This is a genomic window from Promicromonospora sp. NPDC057488 (assembly GCF_042802395.1).
In the GTDB taxonomy this organism is placed as follows: Bacteria; Actinomycetota; Actinomycetes; order Actinomycetales; family Cellulomonadaceae; genus Promicromonospora.
Genome location: NZ_JBHVEG010000207.1, coordinates 1 through 9808, shown reverse-complemented (window position 1 = coordinate 9808; position 9808 = coordinate 1). Strand labels below are relative to the sequence as shown.

Annotated in this window: 9 protein-coding genes and 1 riboswitch; all 9 genes read right to left on the bottom strand. The window is 74.9% G+C overall.

The window, feature by feature from the left end:
* Positions 1–72: 72 nt before the first annotated feature.
* The 9 genes from ACFU5G_RS26585 to ACFU5G_RS26545 all read right to left on the bottom strand — a co-directional run bounded on the left by ACFU5G_RS26585 (position 73) and on the right by ACFU5G_RS26545 (position 9058).
* Positions 73–1452: an NtaA/DmoA family FMN-dependent monooxygenase gene (locus tag ACFU5G_RS26585; protein WP_377251522.1), complete on the bottom strand. Its 1380-nt coding sequence runs from the start codon at positions 1450–1452 to the stop codon at positions 73–75.
* A 33-nt stretch (positions 1453–1485) separates the two neighbouring features.
* Positions 1486–2751 (bottom strand): LLM class flavin-dependent oxidoreductase, encoded by a 1266-nt coding sequence (locus ACFU5G_RS26580; RefSeq protein ID WP_377251520.1) that lies wholly within the window; start codon positions 2749–2751, stop codon positions 1486–1488.
* A 163-nt stretch (positions 2752–2914) separates the two neighbouring features.
* Positions 2915–3421, bottom strand: a complete 507-nt coding sequence (locus ACFU5G_RS26575; protein ID WP_377251518.1) for an RDD family protein — start codon at positions 3419–3421, stop codon at positions 2915–2917.
* 39 nt (positions 3422–3460) lie between these two features.
* Positions 3461–3979, bottom strand: coding sequence for a GNAT family N-acetyltransferase (locus ACFU5G_RS26570; protein WP_377251516.1), 519 nt, complete (start codon positions 3977–3979; stop codon positions 3461–3463).
* A 3-nt stretch (positions 3980–3982) separates the two neighbouring features.
* Positions 3983–5335: an LLM class flavin-dependent oxidoreductase gene (locus ACFU5G_RS26565; protein WP_377251514.1), complete on the bottom strand. Its 1353-nt coding sequence runs from the start codon at positions 5333–5335 to the stop codon at positions 3983–3985.
* Positions 5332–6708 (bottom strand): O-acetylhomoserine aminocarboxypropyltransferase/cysteine synthase family protein, encoded by a 1377-nt coding sequence (locus ACFU5G_RS26560; protein WP_377251512.1) that lies wholly within the window; start codon positions 6706–6708, stop codon positions 5332–5334. Before ACFU5G_RS26560 ends, ACFU5G_RS26565 begins: the two co-directional genes overlap by 4 nt.
* The gene (locus ACFU5G_RS26555) at positions 6705–7373 is read right to left on the bottom strand and encodes a GNAT family N-acetyltransferase (RefSeq protein WP_377251510.1); all 669 of its coding nucleotides are present in this window, start codon (positions 7371–7373) and stop codon (positions 6705–6707) included. Before ACFU5G_RS26555 ends, ACFU5G_RS26560 begins: the two co-directional genes overlap by 4 nt.
* Positions 7370–7804 carry a rhodanese-like domain-containing protein gene (locus ACFU5G_RS26550; RefSeq protein WP_377251508.1) on the bottom strand — a complete coding sequence of 145 codons (435 nt, stop codon included), beginning with the start codon at positions 7802–7804 and terminating at the stop codon, positions 7370–7372. The genes ACFU5G_RS26555 and ACFU5G_RS26550 overlap by 4 nt, the downstream gene beginning before the upstream one ends.
* A gap of 30 nt (positions 7805–7834) precedes the next feature.
* Positions 7835–9058, bottom strand: a complete 1224-nt coding sequence (locus ACFU5G_RS26545) for an LLM class flavin-dependent oxidoreductase (protein WP_377251506.1) — start codon at positions 9056–9058, stop codon at positions 7835–7837.
* A gap of 336 nt (positions 9059–9394) precedes the next feature.
* Positions 9395–9507, bottom strand: a riboswitch (SAM riboswitch).
* Positions 9508–9808 lie beyond the last annotated feature (301 nt).

Here is a 9808-nt window from a genome sequence, read left to right as displayed (position 1 = left end):
TGTCAGACGTACAGGTCCCTCGGGTGACCTGTACGTCTGACACGTACGGGGGTGTCTGACACTCAGGCCGGGCTAGACCGCGCCCGCCGCCTCGTGCGCGACACCGGCCGGCGCCGGCAGGCCCAGGTTGTCGCGCAGCGTGGTGCCCTCGTACTCCGTGCGCAGCGAGCCGCGCTCCTGCAGCAGCGGCACGACGTCGTCGACCAGCTCGTCCAGCCCGGTCGGCACCAGGTGCGAGCCGATGACGAACCCGTCCGAGCCGTCGTTCTGCACGAAGTCGTCGAGCGCGTCCGCGACCTGCGTGGGCGTGCCGACGAACGAGCCGCGCGTGAACTCCTCGATCACGGTCTGCCGCAGCGACCAGCCGTTGGCCTCGGCCTGGGCCCGCAGGCGGGCCACGGTCGCGGGCCGGTCGGCGTGCGTCAGGGCGCGCCCCGCGATGAACGACGGCGCGTCGAGCGCCGGCTCGACGTCGGGCAGCGGGCCGTCCGGGTCGTAGGCCGACAGGTCGCGGTTCCAGATCTGCTCCAGCAGGATCTGCGCGGTGCGGCCCGTGACCTGCTCCTCGCGCACCCACCGGGCCTTGTCCTGCGCCTCGGCCTCGGTCGCGCCCAGCACGAACGAGGCGCTGGGCAGGATCTTCAGGTGGTCGGGGTCGCGGCCGAAGCCGGCGGCCCGGGCCTTGACGTCCTGGTAGTAGGCGCGGGCCTCGTCGAACCGGCCGTACGGCGAGAAGATCGCGTCGGAGTTGGCCGCCGCGAAGTCCCGGCCCTGCGGCGAGACGCCGGCCTGCAGGATCACGGGGTGGCCCTGCGGTGCGCGCGGCACGCCGAACCAGCCGCCGACGTCGAACTGCGGCCCGGTGTGCGCGAACGAGCCGGCGCCGGACCGGGAGAAGACGCCCGCCTCCTTGTCGATCACCAGGTCCTCGGCGGCCCACGCGTCCCACAGGGAGCGCACCACCTCGATGGTCTCCGCGGCGCGCTCGTACCGCTGGGACCGGTCCAGGAACCCGCCGCGGCGGAAGTTCGCGCCGGTGAACGCGTCGAAGCTCGTCACGACGTTCCACGCCGCGCGGCCGCCCGAGAGGTGGTCGAGCGAGGCGATCTGCCGGGCCAGCTCGTACGGCTCGTTGAAGGTCGCGTTGATCGTGGCGGCCAGGCCCAGGTGCTCGGTCACGGCGGCGATCGAGGCGAGCACGGTGAACGTGTCGGGCCGGCCCACGATGTCCTGGTCGAAGACCTGCCCGTCGCGCTCGCGCAGCGCCAGGCCCTCGGCGAGGAAGAAGAAGTCGAACCGGCCGCGCTCGGCAGTGCGGGCCGTGTGCTCGAAGGTCGAGAAGTCGATCTGGCTGCCCGACTCCGGGAGGTGCCACAGGGTGTGGTGGTTCACGCCGCCCAGGTAGGCGCCGAGGATGATCTGCTTGCGGGGCTTGCCGGTGGGTGTGCTCATGGTCTGCTCGCTCTCAGGTCTCGGGTCTTGAGGTCAGACGGCGGCGAAGCGGTTGGGGACCTCGGTCGGCAGGCGCAGCAGGCCCCGCAGCGAGCCGGCGTCGTAGGCGGTGCGCGCCAGACCGCGGCGCCGCAGCTCGGGCAGCACGTCGGTGACCAGGGCGTCCAGGTCGTCGGGCAGCACGGCGGGGCGCACGCGCACGCCGTCGTACCCGAGGCCGGTCCAGGCCTCGACCACGTCGGCGACATCGGCCGCGGAGCCCGCGAGGACCCGCGCGTCGGTGACCCAGCCCTGTTCTGTCTGACCCGCCCGGGCGTCCAGGCGGGCCAGGCGCTCGGCCGCCGCCCGGCCGTTCGTGTCGAGCACCACGGCCAGGTCAGCGACGACGCGCAGCGGCTCCCCGGTGCGGCCCACCCGCTCCTCGGCGGCGCGCACCTCGGCCAGGATCGAGGCCGCACTCGCGTCGTCCTGCGGCGTCACGAAGACGACGTCGGCCGCGCGGGCGGCCAGCTCGTAGGGCACCGTCGCGTGCGCGAGCGCGGTGACGACCGGCTGTCCCTGCGGCGGGCGCGGCGTGATGGACGGGCCGCGCACGGAGAACCACTGCGTCTCGACGTCGACGCGGTGCACCTTGTCGCGGTCGATGAAGCGGCGCGTGGCGACGTCGCGGATCTCGGCGTCGTCCTCCCAGGAGTCCCAGAGCGCACGGACCGTCTCGGCCACGGCGGCCGCCTCGGCGAAGAGCTCGGCGACCTGCTCGTCCGCCCGTCCGGAGGCGTAGTCCTCCAGCGTGATCTCCGGCAGGTCGCGGCGGCCGGTCAGCCGCGCCTCCGTGCCCGACGGCGACGCGCGCACCTGCCAGCCCGCGCGGCCCCGGCTGGTGTGGTCGAGGGTGGCCAGGGCCTTGGCGACGTGGAACGGCTCGGTGTGCGTGACCGTGACCACGGGGACCAGCCCGATGTGCCGGGTCGCGGGAGCCACGCGCGCCGCGACAAGCTCGGCGTCCAGCCGCACCCGCACCCGGTCGGTCCGGTCGGCAGCCGGGTCGTCCCAGGGGCCGACGGGGATGCCGAAGCTGTCCTCGAACGTCACGAGGTCGACGAGCCCGGCCTCGGCGAGCTGGGTCAGGCCCACCCAGTAGGCGGCGTCGGTCAGGGCCTCGGGGCGGGCACCCGGCTCGCGCCACGCGGCGGGGTGCCAGCCGGCGCCGTCCAGGGCGACGGCGACGATCGGGATGCGCGCCGGGGCCGGGTCGTCGGCCGGATCGTGTGGTGCGGTGAGAGAACCGTCGGTCGTCATGGCTGCTCCTCGCGGCGTCGGGCGGCCCGGCGGGGGCCGCGGTGGCGCCGACGATAGGTCCGCACGGGGACCTGCCAAGGTGTCCGACGGAAGATCTCACATAGTGGTCTCACATAGTGGCAACGCCTCGGGGCGCGCCGGCACCGCCGCCGACCACCTGCGGTTACGCGCGGACGACCCTGGCTCGACCCGCCCGGTCGTACGGAGTGCGCCCCTGCCCGACGAACAGGGTGACGAAGTAGGCGACCGGCAGGACATAGGCGGCCGCCGTGAGGATCACGAGACCCGGTCCGACCGCCGACGACCCGACCAGGCCGATCGCGGCCGCGTGCCCGATGGTCCACGGCACCGCCACCTTGAGCGCGTTCCGGAGCAGGGCCGGGGCGAACGAGAGGCGCTCGCCGTCCGCGGCACCGACCACCTTGAGCCCCAGCACGCGCTTGCCGACGGTCGCCTGCCGGGCGCCCGACTCGAGGACGGCCAGGAAGATCGTCAGCGGCACCGCCGTGACGAGCGCCGAGACGACGTTCGTGGTCGCGGCTGACCAGTGTGCCGTCACACCGGAGAGGTAGAGGGGGACGCCGACCGCCGCCAGCAGCGCGAGCCACACCAGGAAGCAGAGCCAGTCGACGAGCCACGCCGCGATGCGCCGCCATCCGTGGGGGTTCACGTGCAGACGGTATCGCGCGCCCGGCTCCGACGGGTCAGGTCACAACCGCTTCTCGAAGCAGATGCTCGACTCCGCCGGGTACGGCGGGTACGGGGCGATCCGGGTCCAGCCCTCGCGCTCGTACAGCGCCACGGCCTCGGGCTGCCGGACGCCGGTCTGCAGGCGCAGCACCTCGATCCCCCGGTCCAGCGCGGACCGCTCGACGGCGGCCAGCACGCCCGCCGCCAGCCCCCGGCGGCGGTGCGTGGGCCGGACGAACATGCGCTTGACCTCATGGGTCACCTCGGGGTGGAGGGCGGTGCCGCCCAACCGCCGCAGCGAGCCCGTGGCCACCGGCTCCGCGCCGTCCAGCGCGATCCAGGTCACCAGCACCTCGTCCGACGTCGGCACGGTGCTCAGCCCACCCGGCTCGGCGGGCGCGAACAGCCGGGCGCGCTGCTCGCGCAGGTCGGCGTAGCGCGGGGCGAGGTCGTCGGTCATGGCCTCGCGCAGCGCGGCGGCGCGCGGATCGTCCCACGTGGTGGCGACCCAGGTCGGGTCCGCGACGATCACCGGCACGGCTCAGAACGCCCGCAGGTTGGCGCGCAGCCCGCCGTCGGCCCACTCGGTGCGCAGGATGCCGCGGCGGCGCAGGATCGGGACCAGTTCGTCGAGCGTGCGGTGCACGGTGACGGGGTGCAGGTCGCCCCACAGCAGCACGCCGTCGTTGCCCCACTCCCCCAGCTCCTCGATGAGGTCGGCGAGCTCGCCCGCCGTCCCCACCCAGCCGGAGCGGTCGGCGATGCGGCCCAGGCGGGCGAGCCCGCCGAGCAGCACGCGCAGCGGCGTGGTCGCGAGGTCGTGCTCGCCCACGAGCCGCTTGATGGAGCCGTGCGAGACGTGGTCGCCGAACAGGCCCGTGGGCAGCGGCTTGTCGAGGTCGAGCGCCGTCAGGTCGGTCTCCAGGTCGCTCGACTGCTGCTCGGCGATGCGCCACAGCGTGCCGTCGTCGGGGTTGGTCGACTCCGCGACCAGCCGGTCGGCCTCCTGCGGGCTGGACACGAGCACGGGCTTGATCGCGAAAAGCACCTTGACGTGCTCCAGCGCCCGGCCCGACGCGCGGGCCGCGGCGTGCACCTTGGCCCGGTAGTCGCGCACGCTGCGCTCCGTCAGGGGCGCCAGCGCGAGCTGGACGTCGCTGTTCGCGCCCGCGAAAGCCAGCCCGCGGCCCGAGCCGCCCGGCGAGACGATGACGGGCTCGCCGTCGGCGCCGTCCGCGAACGGGAGGGCGTTGAGCGGGCCGTCGAACGCGAAGTGCTCGCCGCGGTGCCGCACCGGGCGCAGCAGGCCGCCGTCGGCGTAGCGGCCGCCGGTCCGCGCGCCGCCGGGCCCGACGGCGCCCGGGTCGGCGATCAGCGCGCCGTCGTCCCAGGAGCGCCACAGCGAGCGGACGCCGTCGAGCCACTCCTCGGCGCGGTCGTACGCGGCGTCGTGCCCGAGCGGCGGCGCGTCCGAGAAGTGCCGCGCGCTGCCGGTGTCGGTCACGAGGTTGAGGCCGAACCGGCCGCCCGACAGGTGCTGGAGCGTCGCGAGCTGCCGCGCCCCGGTGTAGGGCAGCACGGCGGCCGGGTTGACCGTCGGCACGATGCCGAGGTGCTGCGTCGCGGCGAACAGGTACGGGGCCAGCAGCAGCGGGTCGTGCTTGGGGCCGCCGAACGCCTGCCGCACGCGCAGGTCGATGGTCTCCGGGCTGCCGAGCGACGGGGCGTCCTCGATGATCAGCAGGTCGACGCCCGCCTGCTCCAGGGCGCGGGCGGACTCGACGTAGAGGTCGGGCCGGGTCCAGTCGTAGTTCCAGTCCAGGTAGTCGTGGCCCCAGCCGTGCGGCCCGAAGCCGCGGGCCAGGAACCAGCCGAGGTGCTGCTGGCGGGTCATGGTGTCTCCTTGCGTGGGGTGCCGGCGTCGCCGGCCGTGCTGTTCCCGGCGGCGCGCCGGGCCGCGGCGAGGCCGCGGTCGAGGTCGCCGATCAGGTCGGGCAGGTCCTCGATGCCGACCGACAGGCGCAGGGTGCCCGGGTGGATGCCCGACGCGGCCCGCTCCGCCGGGGTGCGCAGCACGTGGCTGGTGCTCTCCGGGTGCAGCACCAGGGAGCGGACGTCGCCGATGTGGGTCATGTGCGTGAAGACCTCGACGGCCTCCACGAGGGCGCGCGCCGCGGGGGCGCCGCCGTGCAGCGTGAAGGTGAACACGGAGCCCTGGCCGTCCGGCAGGTACCGCTTGGCCAGGGCGTACGACGGGCTGGAGTCCAGCCCGGAGTAGTCCACCGACGCGACCTCGGGCCGGAACGCCAGCCAGCGGGCGACCTCCAGGGCCGACGCGCTCTGCCGGGCCACCCGCAGCGACAGGGTCTCGATGCCCTGGCCCACGAGGAACGCGTTCAGGGGCGACGGCGTCGGGCCGAACCGCGGCGCCACGGTCTCGCGCAGGTACGCCAGGCGCGCGTTGCCGCCGTGCCGCTCGGCCACGCTCGGCCCGCCCGTGCGGGACGGCGCCACCAGGTGCGGGTACAGCGCGCCCGAGGCGCGCGCGTCGAACGTCCCGGCGTCGACGACGACGCCGCCCAGCACCGAGCCGTGCCCCGCCAGGAACTTGCTGGCGGAGTGCACCACGACGTCGGCCCCGTGCTCGATGGGGCGCAGCAGGTACGGCGTCGCCAGGGTGTTGTCCACGACGAGCACCAGCCCGTGGGCGTGTGCGACGTCGGCCACGGCCGCCAGGTCGGGCAGGTCGTTGCGGGCGTTCGGGATCGACTCCAGGAACAGCACCCGGGTCTCGGGGCGGATCGCGCGCTCCCAGGCGGCGGGGTCGGCGGCGTCGTCCACGAAGTCGGCCTCGATGCCGAGGCGCGGCAGGTTCTCCAGGAGCAGCCCGCGCGTGCCCTCGTAGATGCTGGACGCGGCGAGGACGCGCTGCCCCGCCTCGACCAGGCCGAGCAGGGCGACGGTGACCGCCGCCTGCCCGCTGGCCAGGAACAGGGCGTCGGCGCCGCCCTCCAGGGCCGCGATCCGCTGCTCGACGGCGGCCGTGGTCGGGTTGCCGGTGCGCGTGTAGGCGAAGCCCTCGCCGGCGCCGAAGTGCCCGGCGGCCTGCTCCCACTCCTCGAACTCGAACCCGGCGGTCAGGTAGACGGGAGTGGCGCGCGGCACCACGCGGGCCGACGGCTCGGCGCCGGGCGCGGTGGTGGCCCGCCCGGCGTCGTCCCGGCCCGTGCTGCGCGCGTGCACCTGGCGGGTGGCGAAGCCGGTCATGGCCGGCCGTCCTGGATGTCGGTCCTGGTATCCGCGTCGGCGACGTCGAGGCCGAAGGCGAGCAGCCGCGTGGGCCCCTGCTTCGTCTCGACGACGCGCGTCTCGCGCTCGTACAGGCGCCCGAAGCCGAGCCGCTCGTACAGGCGGTGGGCCGCACGCATCTGGTCCCCGGAGTTCATGACGACCCGCCGGGCGCCGCGGTCGCGCGCGAGCGCGATCACGTGCCGCACGAGCGTCTCGCCCACGCCGCCCCCGCGGGCGTCGGGGTGCGTCGCGAGCAGGCGGAAGTCGAGCTCGCCGTCCAGGGCGAGCTGCGACAGCGCCGGCCCGCCGAGCGCCGGGGTGACGACGACGCCGAGCACCCGCGTGGCCCCGCCGCCCGTCTCACCCGCGGGCACCGCGACCCAGACCTCGTGCTCGCTCGCCCAGCGGCTGACGGCGCCGAGCGACTGGCGGTAGCTGTCGCTGATCTCGAAGTCGTGCGAGTAGGCGGTCACGAGCACCTCGGCGGCGGCGTGGTGCTCGTCGTCGCGCACCCGGCGGACGACGACGCTCGGCGCGCTGCTGCCCGTGCCGATGACGGTGCCGCTGGCCGTGCCGCTGGCCGTGCCGCTGCCCGTGCTGCTGCTCGGCCGCGCCGCCCGGACCTCGTCCGCGATCGTCATGGTGCCGCGCTCGGTGCCGCCGCGGGCAGGTCGGCGGTGTCGGTCGCCGGCTGGTCGGCCGTCGGCTGGTCCGCCGTGTCAGCGGCGGGCTGGTCCGCCGCCTCCGTCGCGGGCAGCCCGGCCTCCTTCCAGGCGGGGAACCCGCCGTCGACGTGCGAGACGTCGGTGTAGCCGCGGGCGGCGAGCGCCTCGGCGACCGGGCCGGAGCCGTTGATCGATCCGCACACGATCACGACGGGCGTGTCGAGTGTGATCGCGGGGTTGTCGGACGGACCGAACAGCGCGTCGAGGTTGTTGCGGTCCGCGAGCGTGGCGCCCGGGATCTCGCCCGCCGAGGCCCGGCCCGCGGCCGAGCGGACGTCGATCAGCAGGGCGCCGCCGGCGACCTTGGCACCTGCGGCGTCGGGGGTCTGCAGCTCAGGGGTGGTCATGGTTGTCTCCTCAGGGTTCTTGGTGGGCGTTCAGGCGCTCAGCAGGCGGCCGGTGGGCAGCTCGCGGGCGACCGTCGCGGCGTCGGGCAGGGCGAGCGAGCCGCGCAGGGTCGTCTCCGTGCGCTCGGTGCGGAACAGGCCCTCGTGCTGGAGCGCGGGGACCAGGTGGTCGGTGATCGTGTCGAGGTCCGAGCTGAGCGAGGAGGGGCGCAGCAGGAATCCGTCGACGGCGCCGGCCGTGGTCCAGTCGGCGATCAGGGCGGCCAGCTCGTCCGGGGTGTCGGCGACCACGAGCCCGTCGCCCATGGGGGCGGTGCCCTCGAGCGCCTCGACCAGCTCCAGCCGGGCACGGGCACCGGCCCGTTCGGTGGAGAGCACCACGTAGACCTCGGCGAGCACCCGCACGTCCTCGGGGTCGCGCCCGGCGGACAGCGCCGCGTCCCGCACGAGGCGGCGCAGCCGCACCGCGTGCGCGGCGTCGGCCACGGCGATCCGCGCGACGTCGGCGATGCGGCCGGCCAGCGCCGCGCTGGCCTCGGAACGCACGCGCACCACGACGGGCGGGGGTGTCTGCGGGAGCGGGGCGCCGCCGTCGGCGGGCCGGCCGCGGACGGCGAACCGGATGCCGTCGTGGTCCACGCGGAACCGGCCCTCGGCGTCGAGCTCGACGGCGCCCGCGCCGCTGCCGGGACGGCCGGTCCACACCTGGGTCACCGACTGGATGCCGAGCTCGACGCGGGTGGCCCAGGCGTCGTCGGACTCGGGGAGGGTGCCCTGCCGCACGGCCTGCCAGCCGGCCCGGCCGCTGCTGGCGCGGTCGATGCTGCTCAGGGCGACGGCGGCGTGGGCCGCCTCGACGTGCACCGTGTCGACGGCGGCGACCAGGCCGATCCCGGCCGTGACCCGTGCGGCGCGGGCCGCGGCGACGGCCGTGTCGAGGCGGCCGGTGACCTGGCTGCGCCCGGGGTGGAGCAGGAAGCCCTCGTCGAGGCTCACGAAGTCGAGCAGGCCGCGGTCGGCGGTCCGCACCAGGTGCAGGAACCGCTCGCCGTCGAACGGGCGCGGCGCGATGGGGCCGCGCGCCCGGTGGGCACCCGGACGGGCGCCGGCGGAGGTGAGGTCCACGCCGAGCACGACGGGACGGGACGCGAGGGCGGTGGCGGTCAGGGACGTGGGCTGCGGCGGGTACGGCACGGCGGGGCTCCGTTCGGGCTGCGGCAGCGCGACGGCACCCGGGTGGTCCCTCGGGTGCACGACGGCGCCTGGGAGTCATCCGGGGGCGGGGCTGCCGGGAGGCAGGAGAGAGACGTCCGGTCAGGAACGTGAGGGCCGGTGGTGGCCGAGGCTCGGCGCGGAGGCCGAGGGGAGGCCGGGCGGCTGGCCGGTGGTGCCTGTGGCGACCGGTCAGCGCGCCGGCGCTGTCAGTGTCGGGCTGTCGCCGTCAGCGACAGGAACAGTGGCAACACATGTCCTCGCGCGGGGCAGCACCAACCCGCACGGGGACGATCCGGGACGGCAGGGACACGTGGACGGCGGGGGCAGCGCTCCGGGTCATCGTCGTTCTCCTCACCTGCTCGCCCATCGGCGAGCGACGCGTGTTGTCATCCGCCGGCTGGCGGTGGACCTGGTCCTCACCCGGGGCACCCACCCGCGCGGGGGGTTGCCGTCCGACCAGCCGGGGCTTCGCGTCGGAACTCATGACCTGTCGAGGCTTTCTACATCTTTCCGATCGGATTGGTGCGGTAGGTCTCGATGTCCAAGAAGATACGAATGGAACCCATAGAAGTCAACGATCTTTGCCCAGATCTCACATCCCGGGATCTGGGGGCGCGCAGAAGTGCGCTGGCTGCCGTGCCGGTGGGTGATCTGTCGTGGCCAGCGGGGTCGGTGACCTGCTGGCCCGGGGCTGGGTCGGTGAGATCGGTCGGTTGCGTTGAGATCGGTCCACTGATGGACCGATCTCAACGCAGTCTCTTATAAACAAAAACCAGCCCACCACCCAAG